Origin of the sequence: Micromonospora sp. TSRI0369 (assembly GCF_001905625.1) — a bacterium.
GTDB lineage: Bacteria > Actinomycetota > Actinomycetes > Mycobacteriales > Micromonosporaceae > Micromonospora > Micromonospora echinospora_A.
This window is the reverse complement of sequence record NZ_LIVU01000014.1, coordinates 28,736-47,184: the sequence shown is the minus strand read 5'-3', so window position 1 is coordinate 47,184 and position 18,449 is coordinate 28,736. Positions and strand designations below refer to the sequence as shown.

The 18,449-nt window shown below is 71.9% G+C and carries 17 protein-coding genes; 15 read left to right on the top strand and 2 right to left on the bottom strand.

What is annotated here, in order from left to right:
• Positions 1-79 precede the first annotated feature (79 nt).
• The 13 genes from AMK25_RS29260 (at position 80) to AMK25_RS29200 (ending at position 14,450) form a co-directional block, all read left to right on the top strand.
• Positions 80-1,777, top strand: a complete 1,698-nt coding sequence (locus AMK25_RS29260) for an AMP-binding protein (RefSeq protein WP_073831590.1) — start codon at positions 80-82, stop codon at positions 1,775-1,777.
• 58 nt (positions 1,778-1,835) lie between these two features.
• Complete coding sequence (locus AMK25_RS29255; RefSeq protein WP_073831589.1) at positions 1,836-3,020, top strand: acyl-CoA dehydrogenase family protein; 1,185 nt, start codon at positions 1,836-1,838, stop codon at positions 3,018-3,020.
• Complete coding sequence (locus tag AMK25_RS29250; RefSeq protein WP_073831588.1) at positions 3,017-4,042, top strand: bifunctional MaoC family dehydratase N-terminal/OB-fold nucleic acid binding domain-containing protein; 1,026 nt, start codon at positions 3,017-3,019, stop codon at positions 4,040-4,042. The genes AMK25_RS29255 and AMK25_RS29250 overlap by 4 nt, the downstream gene beginning before the upstream one ends.
• Positions 4,042-5,169, top strand: coding sequence for an acyl-CoA dehydrogenase family protein (locus AMK25_RS29245; protein ID WP_073831587.1), 1,128 nt, complete (start codon positions 4,042-4,044; stop codon positions 5,167-5,169). The genes AMK25_RS29250 and AMK25_RS29245 overlap by 1 nt, the downstream gene beginning before the upstream one ends.
• Positions 5,166-5,591 (top strand): MaoC/PaaZ C-terminal domain-containing protein, encoded by a 426-nt coding sequence (locus AMK25_RS29240; RefSeq protein WP_198937703.1) that lies wholly within the window; start codon positions 5,166-5,168, stop codon positions 5,589-5,591. Before AMK25_RS29245 ends, AMK25_RS29240 begins: the two co-directional genes overlap by 4 nt.
• A gap of 1 nt (position 5,592) precedes the next feature.
• Positions 5,593-6,774, top strand: coding sequence for a lipid-transfer protein (locus tag AMK25_RS29235; protein WP_073831586.1), 1,182 nt, complete (start codon positions 5,593-5,595; stop codon positions 6,772-6,774).
• A gap of 128 nt (positions 6,775-6,902) precedes the next feature.
• Positions 6,903-8,480, top strand: coding sequence for an ABC transporter substrate-binding protein (locus AMK25_RS29230; RefSeq protein WP_073831585.1), 1,578 nt, complete (start codon positions 6,903-6,905; stop codon positions 8,478-8,480).
• Between the two features lie 139 nt (positions 8,481-8,619).
• A complete protein-coding gene (locus AMK25_RS29225; protein ID WP_073831584.1) occupies positions 8,620-9,561 on the top strand; it encodes an ABC transporter permease in 942 nt (313 codons plus the stop codon).
• Entirely contained in the window at positions 9,558-10,523 is a 966-nt protein-coding gene (locus AMK25_RS29220; RefSeq protein ID WP_083664856.1) for an ABC transporter permease, read from the top strand. The genes AMK25_RS29225 and AMK25_RS29220 overlap by 4 nt, the downstream gene beginning before the upstream one ends.
• A 26-nt stretch (positions 10,524-10,549) precedes the next feature.
• Positions 10,550-11,617, top strand: coding sequence for an ABC transporter ATP-binding protein (locus AMK25_RS29215; protein ID WP_083664855.1), 1,068 nt, complete (start codon positions 10,550-10,552; stop codon positions 11,615-11,617).
• A complete protein-coding gene (locus tag AMK25_RS29210; RefSeq protein ID WP_073831583.1) occupies positions 11,617-12,450 on the top strand; it encodes an ATP-binding cassette domain-containing protein in 834 nt (277 codons plus the stop codon). The genes AMK25_RS29215 and AMK25_RS29210 overlap by 1 nt, the downstream gene beginning before the upstream one ends.
• A gap of 3 nt (positions 12,451-12,453) precedes the next feature.
• Positions 12,454-13,923, top strand: coding sequence for an MmgE/PrpD family protein (locus tag AMK25_RS29205; RefSeq protein WP_073831582.1), 1,470 nt, complete (start codon positions 12,454-12,456; stop codon positions 13,921-13,923).
• Entirely contained in the window at positions 13,920-14,450 is a 531-nt protein-coding gene (locus AMK25_RS29200) for a nitroreductase/quinone reductase family protein (protein WP_073831581.1), read from the top strand. The genes AMK25_RS29205 and AMK25_RS29200 overlap by 4 nt, the downstream gene beginning before the upstream one ends.
• Positions 14,451-14,455: 5 nt before the next feature.
• Here AMK25_RS29200 and AMK25_RS33010 read toward each other — a convergent pair whose 3' ends face one another.
• Together AMK25_RS33010 and AMK25_RS31670 are read right to left on the bottom strand one after the other, a co-directional pair.
• Positions 14,456-15,409, bottom strand: a complete 954-nt coding sequence (locus AMK25_RS33010; RefSeq protein ID WP_073831580.1) for a quinone oxidoreductase family protein — start codon at positions 15,407-15,409, stop codon at positions 14,456-14,458.
• Positions 15,410-15,419: 10 nt separating this feature from the next.
• Entirely contained in the window at positions 15,420-16,676 is a 1,257-nt protein-coding gene (locus tag AMK25_RS31670) for an FAS1-like dehydratase domain-containing protein (RefSeq protein ID WP_083664854.1), read from the bottom strand.
• Positions 16,677-16,832: 156 nt separating this feature from the next.
• Between AMK25_RS31670 and AMK25_RS29180 the strand changes: the two genes are divergently transcribed.
• Together AMK25_RS29180 and AMK25_RS29175 are read left to right on the top strand one after the other, a co-directional pair.
• Entirely contained in the window at positions 16,833-17,627 is a 795-nt protein-coding gene (locus AMK25_RS29180; protein WP_073831579.1) for a hypothetical protein, read from the top strand.
• Complete coding sequence (locus AMK25_RS29175; protein WP_198937702.1) at positions 17,624-18,439, top strand: SDR family NAD(P)-dependent oxidoreductase; 816 nt, start codon at positions 17,624-17,626, stop codon at positions 18,437-18,439. The genes AMK25_RS29180 and AMK25_RS29175 overlap by 4 nt, the downstream gene beginning before the upstream one ends.
• Positions 18,440-18,449: the final 10 nt, after the last annotated feature.

Sequence of the window (18,449 nt, the reverse complement as noted above, 5' to 3'; positions counted from 1 at the left end):
GCCTCACTCTACGCTTCGACCAAGCGCTTGCTTGATTGCTGCCTCGCATTCGCCGACGGACGAGACGGAGCAAACGTCAATGACGACACAGGCCCCGGTGGCCCGGAACTCGGGACCCGCCGTCTTCGCCGACATCGTGCGCGCCCGCACGGGTGACGACCATCCCGGCCTGCTCTTCGAAGGCCGCACCATCACCTGGGGCCGGATCGTGCAGGAAGCCGCCGACCGGGCTGCCGCCCTGAACGACGTGCCCCGGCCCGAGGGCAGGCCACTGCACATCGGGGTGCTCCTGGAGAACACCCCCGACTACGTGTACTGGATCTGTGCTGCCGCGCTGGCCGGCGCCACAGTGGTCGGGATCAACCCGACCCGGCGTGGCGCCGAGCTGGCCCACGACGTGCGGCACACCGACACCGACCTGCTCCTCACCGAGGACCGCCTCGCCGGCCTCGTCGACGGGCTCGACCTGGGCATCCCCGCCGGGCAGGTGCGCAACATCGACTCCCCGGAGTACGCCGCCTGGCTGGCCCGGCACGCCGGCGTGCCGGTACCCACCGACGAGGTCGACCCGCGCGCCAACCTGCTGCTCATGTTCTCCTCGGGCTCGACCGGGGCACCCAAGGCGGTCATCTGCTCCCACGGGCGCCTCGCCGCGGTCTCCGAGGCGCTGCTGACCCGCACCGAGCTGACCCGCGACTCGATCAGCTACATGTCGATGCCGCTGTTCCACGGCAACGCCGTCATGCTCAACCTCGGCCCCGCCATGGTCTGCGGCGCGACCATCTGCATGGTTCGCAAGTTCTCCGCGTCCGGCTTCGTACGCGACGTGCACGAGCACGGCGTCACCAACTTCAACTACGTCGGCCGGGCCCTCGCCTACATCCTGGCCCAGCCGGTCGACCCTCGCGACGCGACGAGCACGCTGCGGCGCGCCGTCGGCACCGAGGCCTCGGCCGCCGACATCGCCCGCTTCGCCGAGCGCTTCGGTGTCGTCATCTCCGAGGGCTACGGCTCCAGCGAGGGCGTCATGCGGATCAACCGCACCCCCGAGACGCCGGCCGAGGCGCTCGGCGTGGCCGTCGCCGGCGCCGAGATCAAGGTCATGAACGAGGAGACCGGGCTGGAGTGCCCCCCGGCCGTGCTCGACGGGACCGGGCGGCTCCTCAACGCCGACGAGGCCATCGGCCAGCTCGTCGGCGTCGGCATGGCTGCCCGGTTCGAGGGCTACTACAAGAACCCCGAGGCCGCCGCCGAGCGGATCCGCGGCGAGGACTTCTGGTCCGGCGACCTGGCCTACCGCGACGCCGACGGCTACTTCTACTTCGCCGGCCGCTCCTCGGACTGGATCCGCGTCGACAGCGAGAACTTCGCGGCCGGGCCCGCCGAGCGGATCATCGAGCGCTGGGACCGGGTGGCGGTCGCCCCCGTCTTCGCCGTGCCCGACCCGCGTACCGGCGACCAGGTCATGTGCGCGATGCAACTGCGTGGCGGCGCCACCTTCGACCCGGAGGCGTTCACCGCCTTCCTCGACGAGCAGGCCGACCTCGGCACCAAGTGGCGGCCCCGCTTCGTGCGGATCGTCGACCAGATCCCCAGCACGGGCAACGGCAAGGTCGCCAAGCAGGTCCTGCGCCGTACCGCCTGGATCACGACCGACCCCGTCTACGTCCGCGACGGCGCGTCCACCGCGTACCGCCCGCTGACCGAGGCGGACGTCCGGGACCTCGAGAAGCAGTTCGCCGACAACGGACGTGCCGCGCTCCTGCCGGCCACCTGACCTGCCGGTCCGCCCGGCACACCGACTGGCGCCCACGCCCCGAGAATGAGGAACATCCATGTACCTGGAGTACACCCCCGAGCAGCGAGAGCTGAGCAGGGAGCTGCGAGCCTACTTCGCGCGCCTGCTCACGCCTGAGGTCCGCGAGGCGCTCGGCGGCACCAACGAGGACCGCCCGGCCTACCGCGAGATCATCCGTCAGATCGGCAAGGACGGCCTGCTCGGACTCGGCTGGCCCACGGAGTACGGCGGCCAGGGCCGCCCGGCGATCGACCAGTACATCCTCTTCGACGAGATCAACCGGGCCCAGGCGCCGTTCCCCTTCGTCACCATCAACAACATCGGCCCGATGCTGATGCGCTACGGCACCGAGGAGCAGAAGCGCACCTACCTGCCGGGCATGCTGACCGGCGACGTCATCTTCGCCATCGGCTACAGCGAGCCGGGCTCCGGCACCGACCTCGCCTCGCTGAGCGCCAGGGCCGAGGCCACGCCCGACGGTGGCTGGGTCGTCAACGGCCAGAAGGTGTTCACCAGCGGTGTCAGCCAGGCCGACTTCGTCTGGATGGCCGTGCGCACCGACCCCGCCGCCCCGAAGCACAAGGGCATCACCATCCTCATCGTGCCGACGTCGGACCCGGGCTTCAGCTGCACGCCGATCGCCACCAGCGGCATCACCCACACCAACGCCTCCTACTACGAGGACGTACGCGTCGGCCCCGAGGCGCTCGTCGGCGAGGTCAACGGCGGCTGGCGCCTCATCACCGGCCAGCTCGGTCACGAGCGGGTGGGCCTGGCCGCGATGGGCGGGCGCACCGAGCAGCTGTGGACCGACGTCGCCGCGTGGGCCGCCGAGCCCGACGCCGACGGCAACCGCGTCCTCGACAAGCCGTGGGTACGCACGGAGCTGGCCCGCGACTACGCCGAGCTGACCGCGATGCGCCTGCTCAACTGGAAGATCGCCGTAGTGGGGGAGGGCCAGAACCCGGCGCCCGCCGCCGCGTCGGTCGCCAAGGTCTACGGCACGGAGACCCACGACCGGGTCTGCCGCAACCTCGTCTCCGTCGTCGGGCCCCGCGCGACCCGGCGGCCCGGCGCGCCGGACGCCGTCCTCGGCGGGCAGCTGGAGGCGTACACCCGCGGCTCCTACATCAACACCTTCGGCGGCGGCACCAACGAGGTGCTGCGCGACATGATCGCGGTCGCCGGTCTCGGCATGCCGAGGAAGGGACGTTCCGCATGAGCACCACGACGCAGGCCCCCGCCCTCGACGCCACCGACCAGGACGCCTTCCTCGCCCGCCTGCGCGAGTTCGTCGGCCTCGAGGCCACGCCCACCCGCTACGCCCAGGACGCCGTCAACCAGGCGATGATCCGCCACTTCGTCGAGGCGATGGGCGACGAGAACCCCGTCTACGTCGACGACCAGGCCGCGCGTGACACCGGCCGCGAGGGTGTCATCGCCCCGCCGCCGATGCTGTCCACCTGGCTCATGGTCGGCTACAAGGCCCACACGGCCGCCGCCGCGGGCGCCGCGCCGGACACCCCGATGGCCCGGCTGCTCGCGCTCCTCGCCGACGCCGGCTTCGTCGGGGTCGTCGCGACCAACGACGAGCACGAGTACGTGCGCGAGCTGCGCCTGGGCGACGAGATCAAGATGACGACTGTCATCGAGGACGTCTCCCCGCGCAAGACCACGGGGCTGGGCACCGGCCACTTCATCACGACGCTGCGCACCTACACCGACCAGAACGACGAGGTCGTGGCTCGCCAGCGCTTCCGCATCCTGCGCTTCGACCCGTCCCGTGCCAAGCCCGCGGCGCCGGCCGCCGCCGACCCGGCGCTGCGGCACAAGCCGTTCATCCTGCGCGACAACGCGTTCTGGTTCGCCGCCGCCGCGCAGCGCCGCCTCGTCATCCAGGCCTGCACCGACTGCGGCACGCTGCGCCACCCGCCCGGCCCGATCTGCCCCTCCTGCCACTCGTACGCGTGGCACGAGGTCGAGGCGAGCGGCCGGGGCACTGTGCACAGCTACGTCGTCAGCCACCACCCGAAGGCCCCCGGGTACGACTACCCGCTCACCGTCGTGCTCGTCGATCTCGAAGAGGGCACCCGTCTGGTCGCCGACTTCGCCGGGGACGCCGAGGAGGTCGAGATCGGCATGCCCGTGCAGGTCGACTGGCTCGACTACGACGAGAACCTCACGCTGCCGCGTTTCCGGGCCGCGACCTCCGCATCGGAGCCCACACAAGAGGAAGGGAACTGATGGACTTCCAGCTCGCCGAGGAGCAGGTCACTGTCAACGACCTGGCGCGCGACGTGTTCTCGCGCAACGGCGACCCGCAGCGGCTCTTCGACATCGAGGCCGGCCCGGACCGCTTCGACCGCGCCCTGTACCGCGACCTGGCCGAGTCCGGCATCCTCGGACTGCCCGTACCCGAGGAGCACGGCGGCGCCGGGCTGGGCCTGTGGGAGATCGCCGGGGTCTTCGTCGAACAGGGCCGCACGCTGGGCACCGTCCCGCTGTGGGAGACCCTCGTCGGCGGCGTCCTGCCGCTGCTGCGCTACGGCAACGCCAAGCAGCAGGCCGAGTGGCTGCCCCGCGTCGCCGCCGGGGACGCGGTCCTCACCGTCGCCGTCGACGACCTGACCGACGCCCGGCCGTACGGCGCCCGCGTTCGCGCGCGGTCCGGCGCCGAGCCCGGCGGTGACGGGGTCACCCTGAGCGGCACCGCGGTCGGCGTCCGTTCGGCGCACCTCGCCGACGCGATCGTCGTCCCGGCCACCGACGAGGCGGGCGCGGTCGGGCTCTACCTCGTGCCGACCGCCGGTGCCGGGGTACGCCGGGACACCTTCGAGCGCACCGACCGTGGACTCGCCTCCGACGTGCGCTTCGACGGCGCCGCCGCGGGGCTGCTCGCCGAGGGCCCCGCGGAGGACCGGCTCGACTGGCTGCTGCGCCAGGTCTGGACCGCCGTGGCGGCTCTGCAGAGCGGCATCAGCCAGGCCGCCGTACGCCAGGCCGCCGACTACACCTCGGGCCGTGAGCAGTTCGGTGTGCCGATCGCGACCTTCCAGGCCGTCGCACACCAGCTCGCCGACTGCCACATCGACACCGAGGCGATGGAGGTCACCTACCTCAACGCGCTCTGGCGCGAGACCACCGGGCGGCCGTCCCGTGCGGCAGCGCACGTCGCGAAGTACTGGGCCGCCGAGGCGGGCGACCGCGTCGCGCGCACCGTGCAGCACGTGCACGGCGGCATGGGCGCCGACGTCACCTATCCGGTCCACCGCTACATGCTCTGGACCACGCAGCTGGCCAACACCGCCGGCTCGGGGGCCTGGCATCTGCAGCAGCTCGCGGACCTCGTCGGCGAGGGGGAGCAGCTGTGAGCGGCACGCAGATCACCATCGAGCAGGTGAGCCTCGGCGACACGCTGCCGGAGCTCGAGATCCCGCTGACCCGGACCGTCATCGTCGCTGGCGCCCTCGCGACCCGCGACTACGAGGACGTGCACCACGACCCGGCCCAGGCCGAGCGTCGCGGCACTCCCGACACGTACATGAGCATCAACCACACCAACGGGCTCGTCGGCCGCTACGTCACCGACTGGGCCGGCCCCGCCGCGCGCATGGTGCGCCTGAGCACCCGCCTCGGGGTGCCGAACTTCCCGGGTGACGTGATGCGGCTGACCGGCGAGGTCGTCGGCGTTGAGGAGGACACCGTGCGCGTCGCGGTGCGTGGCATGAACAGCAAGGGTGGGCACGCCATCTCCGAGGTGACAGTGCGCCTGCCCCGTGGATCGGAGCAGTGACGTGACGTCCAACTTCCTGTCGGGTCGCACCGCGGTCGTCGGCATCGGCGCGACGGAGTTCTCGAAGGACTCCGGCCGCAGCGAGCTGCAACTGGCCGTCGAGGCCGTCACGGCCGCCCTGGCCGACGCGGGCCTGAGCCCCGCCGATGTCGACGGCATGACGACCTTCACCATGGAGACCAACCCGGAGAACATGGTCGCCCGCAGCCTGGGCATCCCCGAGCTGAAGTTCTTCTCCCGGATCCCCTACGGGGGCGGCGGCGCCTGCGCCCCCGTCCAGCAGGCCGCCATGGCCGTCGCGAGCGGGATCGCCGACGTCGTCGTGGCGTACCGCGCCTTCAACGAGCGCTCCGGCGTTCGCTTCGGGCAGGGGCCTCCGCCGGCGAAGACCCAGGCCACCTCGGACAACGAGTACCGTTCCTGGGTCAACCCGTACGGCCTGCTCACCCCGGCCCAGCACACCGCGATGTTCGCCCGTCGCTACATGCACAGGTACGGCGCGACCAGCGAGGACTACGGCCGGGTGGCGGTGCTCGCCCGCAAGCACGCCGCGAACAACCCCAAGGCGTGGTTCTACGGCAAGCCGCTCACGCTCGAGGAACACCAGGCTTCCCGCTGGATCGCCGAACCGCTGCACCTGTTCGACTGCTGCCAGGAGACCGACGGCGGCCAGGCGATGGTCGTCGTCAGCGCCGAGCGCGCCAAGGACCTGCCCGTCACCCCGGTCTACATCCGGGGGGCGGCCCAGGGCCTGGGACCGGACCAGTACCAGATGGTCAGCTACTACCGCGAGGACCTGACCCGGATCCCCGAGGTCGAGCTCTGCGCCCGGCAGTTGTGGGCCCAGTCGGGGCTCGGTCCCGCCGACATGGACGCGGCGATCCTCTACGACCACTTCACGCCGTACGTGCTCAACCAGCTCGAGGAGTACGGCTTCTGCGGTCGCGGCGAGGCCAGGGACTTCATCGCCGACGGCAACCTGGAGGTCACCGGCTCGCTGCCGACGAACACCCACGGCGGCCAGATCGGCGAGGCGTACCTGCACGGCACGAACGGTGTCGCGGAGGGCGTCCGCCTCGTCCGGGGGACCTCGACCAACCAGCCCGACGGCGTACGCAACGTCCTGGTGACGGCCGGCGTCGGCGTTCCCACCAGTGCACTGATCCTCTCCGCGGAGGGCTGAGACGCCGGCCACCACCACAGATCTGAAGGCCGTCAGCGACCCACGGATCCCGCCCGGCAGCCGCCGGACGGGACAACACCACCTCTTATCAGCCGGAACGACTCGGCTCTTGTTTGGGAAGGATGAGAATGGGCGTCAACATAACGGCCCGCAAACGTGTGGTCGCGTTGATCAGCATCGGGGCTCTCGCCATGGCCGGCTGCAGCTCGTCGGACAACTCCGGCGGCGGCAGCAGCGCCGCGCAGGGCGAGATCGACACGTCGGCCGTGCTCAAGTTCGCGTCGGCGGGTCCGTTGCGTGACCTCGACCCGGCCCTGCAGACGAGCTACGGCGCCTGGGGCTACCTGTTCCTCGTGTGGGACCGGCTGACCATGCTGGACAAGGACGACAAGATCGTCCCGGGCCTGGCCAAGGAGTGGAACTTCGTCGAGGACGGCGGCGTCCTGGAACTCAAGCTCCGGGACGACGTGAAGTTCCACGACGGCACGCCGTTCGACGCCGAGGCCGTCAAGGCCAACATCGAGCGCGGCAAGACCCTCGAGGGCTCGACCCTCAAGAGCGACCTCGCCGACATCGAGTCGGTCGAGGTCGTCGACGCGACGACCGCGCGGCTCAAGCTGGTCAAGGGCAAGGGCGTCCAGTTGCCCGCGTCGTTCACCGGCACGGCCGGCATGATGGTCAGCCCGAAGGCGATCAAGGACGGCGCCGACCTCAAGAACAATCCCGGGACCGCCGGCTCCGGCCCGTACATCGCCACCCAGCTCGTCCCCCAGGAGAAGCTCGTCCTCAAGCGGGCCGACAACTACTGGGACCCGAACGTCGGCCGTCTCGGCGGCATCGAGCTGCAGCGCGTGCCCGACGCCGCCGCACGCCTCAACGGCCTGCAGAGCGGCCAGGTCGACCTGGCCCCGCTCAGCTCGGCCGGCGAGATCGCCACGGTGGAGAAGATCGTCACCCCGGGCAGCGGTCTCCAGCAGAACCAGGTGAAGTTCAAGAACGTCGTCGGCGTCTACATGCGCGCCAACAAGGGCGATGTCGCCAAGCCCGAGGTCCGCCAGGCGATCGCCCACGCGGTCGACCCGGAGGCGATCAGCGCGCTCTTCAGCGGCTACTGCACGCCGACCCGCCAGGTCGTGCCCGAGACGGACCCGAGCCGCATCCCGAACTACACCTACCCGTACGAGTTCAGCGTGGACAAGGCCAAGGCCCTCGTGCAGCAGGCCGGCGGCGCGAAGGTGTCCGTCACCTTCGCCGCGGGCACGAACGCCGAGCAGCCGGCCAACGTCGTGCAGGCGTCCCTGCGGGCCGTCGGCGTCGACGCGACGCTCAACCCCGTGCCCAACACCGAGAACGAGCCGCGCTTCATCGCCGGCGACTTCGAGCTGATGGTCGGCACGTCGTGGAGCCCGAAGGCCGACCCGGCGGCGACGGTGAACACCTACCTGCTGAACACGTACAAGCTCGCCGCGGACCCCTCGCTCATCGCGGGCAAGGCGGCCGAGGCCGCCAACCCCACGCTGTCGATGGACAAGCGCGCCCCGCTCTACCAGGACATCTGGAAGACGACGCTCGAGCAGGCCTGGTTCCTGCCGCTGTGCAACCAGACCAACGCGAACGTCTCGAAGGCGAACATCGTCGGCACCGACAACATCCCGATGTCGAACATCGGCATCTGGGACCTGCGCCACATCGCCGTCAAGAAGTAACCGGTCGCTCCTGACCACCGGTGGCGTCGCCGCCGGACCCGCCCGCTGCGGCGGGGGCCGGCGGCGACACCACCGGCCTTGCCGGCACCAGGCCGTGCGAGGCGCAGTCCCAGGTACCCGCTCAGAGTCGAGGTAGGACATGATCCGCTACGCCAGCAGGCGCTTACTCGCGGCAATACCCCTGCTGTTCGTCGTCCCGCTGCTCGTCTTCGCCCTGATCGAGCTCGCCCCGGGCGACCCGGCCGTCGTGCTGGCCGGTGACGAGCCGACCCCGGACCGTGTCGAGGCGATCCGCGAGGAGCTCAACCTCAACGCTCCGGTCCTGGTGCGATACGCCATGTGGGTCGGCGACGTCCTCCGCGGCGACCTCGGCACGTCCTTCCTCTCCGACCAGACCGTCATCGAGCTGCTGACGCGGCGAATGGCCACGACGATGTCGCTGGTGCTCGTCGCGATGATCTTCGCCGTCGTGCTCGGGGCCACCCTCGCCCTCGTGGCCACGCTGCGCTCCGGCGGCATCGTCGACCGGATCGTCAACGGGCTCGCCTCGATCGCGATCGCCATCCCGGGCTTCTGGTTCGGCCTCGTGCTCGCCTCGGTCTTCGCGGTGGGGCTGCAGATGTTTCCGGCGTTCGGCTACCAACCGCTGGCCGACGGCTTCTGGCCGTGGCTCTCGCACCTCGTCCTGCCGGGCATCGCCCTCGGTCTGCTTCCCGCCGCCGAGGTGACCCTGCAACTGCGCTCGGCGCTCGGGCAGGTCATGAAGACCGACTACGTCCTCAACGCCGAGGCCAAGGGACTGTCGCGCTCCAGCGTCGTGTTCAAGCACTCCCTGAAGAACGCGTGCATCCCCGTCGTCACCGTCCTCGGCTTCCGCGTCGCGGAGGTCCTCGCCGGATCGGTGACCATCGAGATGATCTACAACATGCCGGGCCTCGGTCGTACCGCCATCGAGGCGGTGCAGGGGCGTGACATCCCGGTGCTGCTCGGCTTCGTCCTGTTCAGCACGACTGTCGTCGTGCTGGTCAACCTCATCGTCGACATCTCCTACGGCTACTTCAACCCGAAGGTGCGGTCATGAGCGCCAACCAGACCCCCTCGGCTCCGGCGCCGGGTAACGACTCGCACGACTCCGGCGGTCTCGCCGAGACCGTCCGCGCCGAGGTGCCGGCGGCGGCCATCGGCACGGGCGACCCGGAGCCGGTCGCCGCCCCCGGCATCCTCAAGAGCATCGTGCGTCGCCCCGCGACGATCGTGGCCGGCGTCTTCCTGCTCGTGCTGACCTTCATCGCGATCTTCGCCCCGGCCCTGGCGCCGTACGACCCCGACGTGCAGAACCTGTTGCTGCGGCTCAGGCCGCCGAACGCCGAGCACTGGCTGGGGACCGACGACTACGGCCGGGACGTGCTGAGCCGGCTCATCTTCGGGGCGCGGGTCTCGCTGTGGGCGGCGCTGCAGGCCGCGGCCGTCGCGCTCGTGCTCGGTCTGCCGTTCGGCATGATCGCGGGCTACCGCGGCGGCTGGGTCGACGCGATCCTGACCCGCGTCATGGACGCGCTCATGAGCGCCCCGTCGCTCGTGCTGGCCATCACCATCGTCGCGGTCCTCGGCGCCGGCATCACCAACGCGATGCTCGCCATCGGTCTGGTCATGGCCCCGCGCTTCTTCCGGGTGGCCCGCGCCGGCACGATGGACGTGCGGCACGAGACGTACATCGAGGCCTCGATCGCCCTGGGTTGCAGCACCGTGCGTACCGCGGTGCGGCACGTGCTGCCCAACGTGCTGCCGCCGATCATCCTCGTCATCTCGGTGTCGCTGGGTACCGCCGTCGCGGCCGAGGCGAGCCTGAGCTTCCTCGGGCTGGGCGTCCAGGCCCCCGCGGCCAGTTGGGGCTCGATGCTCTCGACGGCCTCGTCGAACATGCGCCTCGCGCCGTACCTCGTGTGGCCGCCCGGCGTGATGATCTTCCTCGCCGTCCTCGCCTTCACCTACGTCGGTGACGGCGTCCGCCGCGCCCTCGTTCGCACCCGCTCGGGCAATTGACCGCCCGGCAACCACCAGGAGCTGACATGGCACGTGAAACGGCGTCCGGCGGGACGGCCGGCACCAGGACCGACGCCACCGGCGGTGCGGCGGACCTGCTGCGCGTGGAGAACCTCAACGTCGAGTTCCCCTCGCCCTCGGGTGGGTGGCAGACGACAGTCCAGGACGTCTCGTTCTCGCTCAAGCCGGGCGGGTCGATGGCCCTGGTCGGCGAGTCCGGGTCGGGCAAGACGGTGACCTCCATCGCGGTGATGGGCCTGACCGGGGCGACCGGAGGGCGGATCGCCTCGGGCCGGATCGTCTTCGACGGCGTTGACCTCACCGCGGGCACCCAGAAGCAGTGGCGGGACCTGCGCGGGCCGGGCATGGGCATGATCTTCCAGCAGCCGATCCGCAGCCTGAACCCGGCATACACAGTCGGGGACCAGATCGCGGAGTCGGTGCGCAAGCACCTGGGCATGAGCCGCCGGCAGGCCCGGGCCCGCGCCGTCGAGATGCTCGAGATGGTGCAGATCCCACGGGCGGCGCAGCGGGTCGACGACTACCCGCACGCGTTCTCCGGCGGCATGTGCCAGCGCGTCATGATCGCGATGGTCATGGCGTGCAACCCGCGCCTGCTCATCGCCGACGAGCCGACGACGGCACTCGACGTGACGGTGCAGGAACGGATCCTCGAGCTGCTGCGCGACCTGCAGGAGCAGACCGGGGTGGCGCTTCTGTTCGTCAGCCACGACCTCGCGGTGGTGGCCGAGCTGTGCCGGGAGGTCGTGGTCATGTACGCCGGCGAGGTGGCCGAGAACGCGCCCTCGGAGCAGCTGTTCTTCAACCCGCGGCACCCCTACACGTCCGGCCTGATCGGCTCGATCCCGAAGCCGGGCCTGAGCACCGACCGGCGGCTGCGCGCGATCCCCGGTGGCATCCCGGCCCCGGGCGCCTGGCCGCACGGGTGCCGGTTCACCAGCCGGTGCGAGTTCGCCGTGCCGGGGCGGTGCGACGTGGCCCACCCCGGCCTGGTCCGGCTCGACGGCCCCGCCGAGCACCACGCGCGGTGCGTGCGGGCCGCGGAGCTCTCCCTGGATGGAGTGACGGTCTGATGAGCCTGCTCGAAGTCGAGAACCTCACGAAGTCGTTCAGTTCCGGTCGGGACTGGCTCGGCCGGCGTACGAAAACGGTGCACGCCGTCAAGGGGGTGAGCTTCACCCTGGAGCGCGGTGAGTGCCTCGCGGTCGTCGGCGAGTCCGGCGCGGGCAAGTCGACTGTCGGGCGCATGGTGCTGCGCCTCATCGAGCCGAACTCCGGCTCGGTGACCTTCGACGGGATCGACGTGCTGGCCACGAAGCCGAAGCAGCTGCGCGCGCTGCGCCAGCGGATGCAGATGATCTTCCAGGACCCGTACAGCTCGCTCGACCCGCGGATGACGATCAAGGACGCGGTCGCCGAGCCGCTCCTCGTGCACACCGACAAGGGCCGGGCCACGCGGGAGAAGGAGGCCGTCGAGCTGCTCGACAAGGTCGGCATCGGTTCGCGCTACCTGGAGCGCTATCCGGCCGAGCTGTCCGGCGGTCAGCTGCAGCGCGTCGCGATCGCCCGGGCGCTGACGATGAAGCCGAGCCTCATCGTGTGCGACGAGCCGGTCGCGGCGCTTGACGTGTCGGTGCGGGCGCAGGTGCTCAACCTGCTCCGGGACCTGCAGGAGGAGCTGGGCCTGGCGTACCTGTTCGTCTGTCACGACCTGGCTCTCGTCGAGGTCATCGCCGACCGGGTCATGGTGATGGCCTCCGGTGAGGTCGTGGAGACGGACACGACCGACCAGATCTTCGCCAACCCGCGGCAGGAGTACACGAAGAAGCTGCTCGCGGCGATCCCCGTGCCGCTGCCGCGCGACGCGCACGGCAACCGGCTCGTCGCGCCGGGAAAGGTGGGCTGAGCGGTGACCGGTACGACGGGACCGACCCGGACGCAGCTGCTGGCGCAGTTCGCGACGACGCGCGACGAGGAGATCCCCGACTCGGTACGTGACTACGGCAAGCTCGTCCTGCTCGACTCGCTCGTCTGCGGGCTGGCTGCGGTGCGGCTGCGGCGCAGCCGCATGGTCCAGCAGGTCGCCGCCCGGTTCGGCGGCCCGGCCGAGGCGACGGTCTTCGGGCTGGGGCAGCGGGTCGCGGCGATCAACGCCGCGCACGCCAACGCGGACATGATGAACGCGCTGGACGCGGACGACACCTTCTTCAACTCGGCGCACTTCGCGGTGTTCGGCGTCGCGGCCGGGCTGGCGGAGGCCGAGCGGCTGCACGCCGACGGGGCGAGCCTGCTGCGCGCGAGCATCATCGCCTTCGAGATCAACGCGCGGCTGAACCTGTCGACCTCGCTCATGGCCTTCGAGGACGGCCAGTTCCGCTGGTCGCCGCTGTCGTCGCACGGGTACGCCTCGATGGGCGCGGCCGCGGCGTGCGCTGTCGTCGGCAGCTGGGAGCCGGAGCGGCTGGCCCACGCGCTCGGCCTGGTGGCCTGGCTGGCCCCGCCGGCGAAGAACTCCTACATGGCCGAGCGGCGCTCGTTCAACGCGTTCAAGTACGGCCCGTACGGCGCGATCGCGCACGCCGGGATGCTCGGCGCGGCGCTGGCCGAGGAGGGCTACACCGGCGACCTGGACGTGCTGGACCGCACCCCGGGCTTCATCGAGGCGATGGGCTTCCTCGGCGGCGAGCGGCACGAGATGGTCGCCGGCCTGGGATCGAAGTGGTGGATCAGCGAGACGTCGCTCAAGCCGTACCCGACGTGCCGTTTCACCCACGCGGCGCTCGACGCGATCCGCGCGTTCCCGAGCACCCACGGGGTGCCGGTGTCGCAGATCGAGTCCATGGAGATCCGGCTCAGCCCGGCGGCCTACCGGACGTTGCAGTTCCGGGAGCCGGCCCCGCGGATCCCGGACACCGTCGTCGCGCCGCTGGACGGCGCCTTCAACATGCCGTACGCCGCGGCGCTGGCGTTGCTCGGGCACGCCCCGGGTCCGCAGTGGTACGACCCGGAGCGGCTGGCCGACCCGGCGGTGTGGGACCTGGCGCGCCGGATCACCACGGCGCCCGACCCGGTGCTCGACGCGGAGTGGGAGGCCGACCTCAGGGAACACCCGGGCGGCCAGATCCGCCGGACGCGCGGCGCGCTGACGATCCGGGCCGGTGGCCGGGAGTACGTCGTCGAGTCGGACTTCGCCCAGGGCGACCCGTGGGACGACACGACGCGGGCGGACTGGGACTTCGTGGCCGCCAAGCTGGCCTCGTTCTGCGACGGGATCCTCGACGCGGGCGCGCAGGAGCGCCTCGTCGAGGTGGTTCGCGGCATCGACGAGGTCGCCGACGTCGCCGAGACGCTGTCACCGCTGCTGGCGCGGGCGCGATGAGCCGACGGGACCGGATCGGCGCGGACACGAGGTCGTTCGCCTCGTACGGTCGGTCGTGGCTGATCGTCATCCGCGGGCCGCGCGGGATGGCGTTCGACCGGTTTCTCGTGCGACGGACCGGGTTCTCGCTCGTGTCGTTGCAGTACGCGCTGGCGGGCAGGTTTCCGTACCACCCCACGCTGCTGCTGACGACTGTGGGCCGTCGTTCCGGGGAGCTGCGCGACGCGGCGCTGCCCTACGTGCCGTACGGGAAGGATCTGGTGGTCGTCGGCTCCAAGGGCGGCGGCCCCAAGGACCCGGCCTGGGTGGTCAACGCGCGTCATCACGAACTCTGCTGGATCGTCCTGCGGCGCAGGACGGTCCCGGTGCGGGCGCGGGTGACCGACGGCGAGCGCGATCCGGAGCTGTTCGCGCACGTCGTGGCGCGCAAGCCGAACGTGGGACGCTACGCCGAACGGGCGGCGGGCTTCGGCCGGCAGATCCCGCTCGTCGTCCTGAGCGCCGTCTCGGGGGAGCCGCTCGCTTGAGCGGCTCAGCCCGTGGTGAGGACGATCCGCCCGACGAACTCGGACGCCTCCAGCCGGTCGTGCGCGACAGTGGCCTGCTCGAGCGGGTACGTCGCGGCGATCGCGGGGGCGGCGGTGACGGCCGAGAGGGTGAGCGCCTCGCGTAGCTGGCCGGCCACCGCCCCGGGCCCGGGCCGGCCGATGCCGCGCAGCGTCCAGCCCTTGACCATGAGGCGACCCAGGTGCAGGTGGGCGTGGCTGTCGGCGGTGACGCCGCAGGTGACCAGCCGACCGCCGGGGGCGAGGACCTTGAGCACGTCGGACCAGAGGGTGCCGCCGACCGACTCGACGATGACGTCCACCTCGCCGCCGGGCAGGACGGCACGCAGGGACTCCACGACATCGGGGCGGTAGTGGTCCACGACGTCGAGAGCGCCGAGGGCGCGTACCGCGTCGGCCTTCGCCGGGGCGCTGGTGCCGAAGACGCGCGCGCCCAGGTGGTGGGCGTACTGGACGGCGAAGGTGCCGACGGCGCCCGCGGCGGCGACGACGAGGACCCGGTCGCCGGGGCGTACGCCGGCGAGGTTGACGACCGCGTCGTAGGCGGTGCGTCCGGCGGTGGGCACCGCCGCGGCGTGGACGGCGTCGAGCGCGGCCGGTCGCGGGAAGCAGTGCGTGGCCGGGACGACGGCGTACTCGGCGTGGGTGCCGGTGGTCAGGCCGACGACCGCGTCGCCGTCGGCGAATCCGGTGACGCCGGGACCGGTCCGCACGACGGTGCCGGCGACGTCCCGGCCGAGGATCGTCGGGCCGGTGACCGCCATCCCGTGGGTGCCGCGACGGATGTAGGTGTCGACCCGGTCCAGGCTGGCTGCCTGGACCCGCACGAGCACGTGACCGGGGCCGGGCGTCGGGTCCTTCAGTTGGCCGAGGCGCAGGCTGTCGGGCGAGCCGGAGTCGACGACGTAGCTGGCGAGCACGCGATTCCTCTCAGGGCAGGGCGATGGTGGCGGAGGCGATGACGTGGTCGCCGAGGCTGTTGGTGCCGCGGACGTCGACGGTGACGTGCGTGCCCCCGTCCGCCGGCTGCAGGCCGGTGACGACGCCGTCGAGCGTGCAGGTGTCACCGGGGTGGTTCTGCGCGGCGAGGCGGGTGCGGAAGTCGACGACGCGAGCCTCCGGTCCGGCCCAGTCGGTGAGGTAGCAGTTGACCAGGGCACTGGAGCCGAGGATGTTCATGTAGACGTCACGGGCGCCTCGTTCGTGGGCCGCGTCGCGGTCGAGGTGCACGTCGTTGAAGTCGAAGGTCGCGGTCGCCAGCGCCGCGATGGACAGCTGGGTGACGGGGACCGGCCAGGGGGCGAGGCGTTGCCCGACGCTCACCTCGGCCGCGGTGCGGGTGCTCGTGCGGCGTTCGGGCCGGGGGGCGGTGAGCACCGGCAGGATCTGGCCGTCGCGGGTGCGTCGGTGCGCCACGACGACCGGCATGCCGTCGTGCACGAGGTCGGGGCGCAGGTACGCGACATCTGCGCTGAAGCGGGTCCCGTCGGCGAGTTCGGCGCTGCCGACGAGGTAGGGCCGCTCGTCGAGAGGGTCGGCGGCGTAGCCGGGTTGCAGATGCGCGGTCAGGGTGCCGGTGGTGCCGGCGGGCGGCAGGTCGATCGGGGCGGCGGCGACCGGGCGGACGGGGCGGGCGAGGCGGTCCCCGGGCGTCGCCGGGACCTCGGTCCGGGTCGCCGGGTTCCAGCGCAGCATCCGCAGGACGACGCGCCCGACCGGCTCGCCCTCGACGGTGCGGTAGTCGCTGACGAGGTCGACGAAGTGGCCCCGGCCGAGCCGGGTGGACTTCTCGGGGGAGACCGCGCCGATGGAGGGGAACTGCTCCAGGTGGTCGCCGGGGCGCAGCGGGCGTACGTAGGTGTGCTCCGTCTGCACCGCGGCCACCGAGGTGAACCCGCGCGTGGCGAGCACCTCGTTGACCCGGTCGAGGCTCTCGGCGTGGCGGTGACGACGCCTGTTGCCCGGCAGGGTCCACATGTTCAGCGAGGTCGCCGGGGCCACGATGCCGCCCCAGACGGAGCCGGCGGCCCACTGGGGGTCCTGGTACGCGGGGTTCTCGTCGCCGACGGCGTCGCACCAGATGCGGATGGCTGCTTCGGTGATCGCGTCCTTGGCCCGGCGTGGCGGGTCGGTGAGGCCGATCAGAGCGTCGAGTCGGGCGCGGAAATCCGCGTCACTGCCGGTCATGGGGCTCCTCTTGCGGACAACGGTGTCAACCAAGCGCTTGCTTGACCATATGAGGGGCGCTGCCCTAGGGTCAAGAGCCAGAACACCGGCCGCGCCCGGCGGCGACACCGGACCGATCGTGCGTCACCAGCGCCCCGACCCGCGAGAAGGGCCGAGATGCTCCCGAGCACCCCAGCGACAGCCACCCGAGCCTTCTTCTCGTTCCCGAAGGTGACCGACCCCGCCCGCCACCGCGACTACAACGCGTGGCATCAACTCGACCACCGCCCCGAGAACCTCGCCCTGCCCGGCGTCGTGCACGGCGACCGCTGGGTGCGTACCCCCGCGTGCGAGCGGCTCGGCAGCTACCCCGATCCCGCCCTCGCCGGCAGCCAGTACATGGCGATGTACTGGTTCGCCGAGCCGGCCGCGGACGCGGTCTCCGAGTGGACGGACCTCGGCGACCGGGCGATCCACCAGGGCCGGCGTCCGGAGCTGGCCTGGACCGAACGGCCGATGACCCGGATGTTCCGGCCCGTCCAGGGCCACGTCGCCCCCCGGGCCCTCGTCACCCTCGCCGCGTTGCCGTTCCGGCCCCACCGCGGGGTGTACGTCGAGGTGAGCCGGGTCGAGACGTCCCTGCGTCCGGACGTGGCCGACCTGTCCCGGTTCGAGCACGAGACCCAGGTGCCCGACCTGCTCGCGCGCGACGGCGTCGCCGGTGTGTGGACCTTCCGCAGCGCCCCGAGCCGCAGCCGTCCCGACGGACCCGTCGTGCGGATCCGGCTCACCTACCTCGAAGCCGACCCGGTCGAGTTCGCGCGGGCGCTGGCCGCGGATCCGCCGGCGGCCCCGCCAGCGGCGCTCGCCGGCACGGCCACTCCGCTGTTCACCGGGCCCCTGGCCACCATCACACCCTGGGAGTGGGACTGGTTCGACGAGCCCGCCACGGTGACGGACAGCGGGGCATGAGCGAGGCCATGGGCGGGACCGGCATGGTCGAGCGCTACGGGCCCTGGGCCCTGGTCGTCGGCGGTTCCGAGGGGGTCGGCGCCGCGTTCGCCGAGCAGCTGGCCCGGGCCGGCCTCGGCGTCGTGCTCGTCGCCCGCAAGCCGGTGCCCCTCGGGGAGGCCGCCGACCGGGTCCGGGCGCACGGGGTCCCGTGCCGCGTGCTCGCCCTGGACCTGCTCGACGCCGACGCGACCGCCCGGATCGTCGAGGCCGTCGCCGACGTCGACCTCGGCCTGCTCGTCCTCAACGCCGGCGCGAACACCTACCGTAGCCGCTTCGTCGAGGCGGACCTCGCCCGGGTCCAGGCCGTCATCGATCTCAACATCACCCGCCCGCTGGAGCTCTGCCGGGAGTTCGGCGCCCGGTTCGCCGCACGCGGCCGCGGCGGCATCCTCGTCGTCGGCTCCTCGGCCGGCTACCTCGGCCACGCCGACATCGGCGTCTACGCCGCCGCCAAGGCCTTCACCCGGATCTTCACCGAGGGCCTGTGGCTCGAGCTGGGGCAGGTCGGTGTCGACGTGCTGCACCTGGTGCTGGGGCTCACGGCCACCCCCGCCATGGCGCGTGCCGGCCTCGACCTGACCGGCGCGGCCGACCCGGCCGACGTCGCCGCCCAGGGGCTGACGGCCCTGGGCTCCGGCCCGGTGCACGTGGTGCGCCAGCAGGCCGAGGTCGCCGCGCGGCGCTCCGGCCCGGACCGGGCCGCCCTCGTCGCCGGCAACCATGGCGCGACGCGGGCGATGCTCGGCGAGCCGGGCCCCGACCGGAGCTGACCGCCCGCGC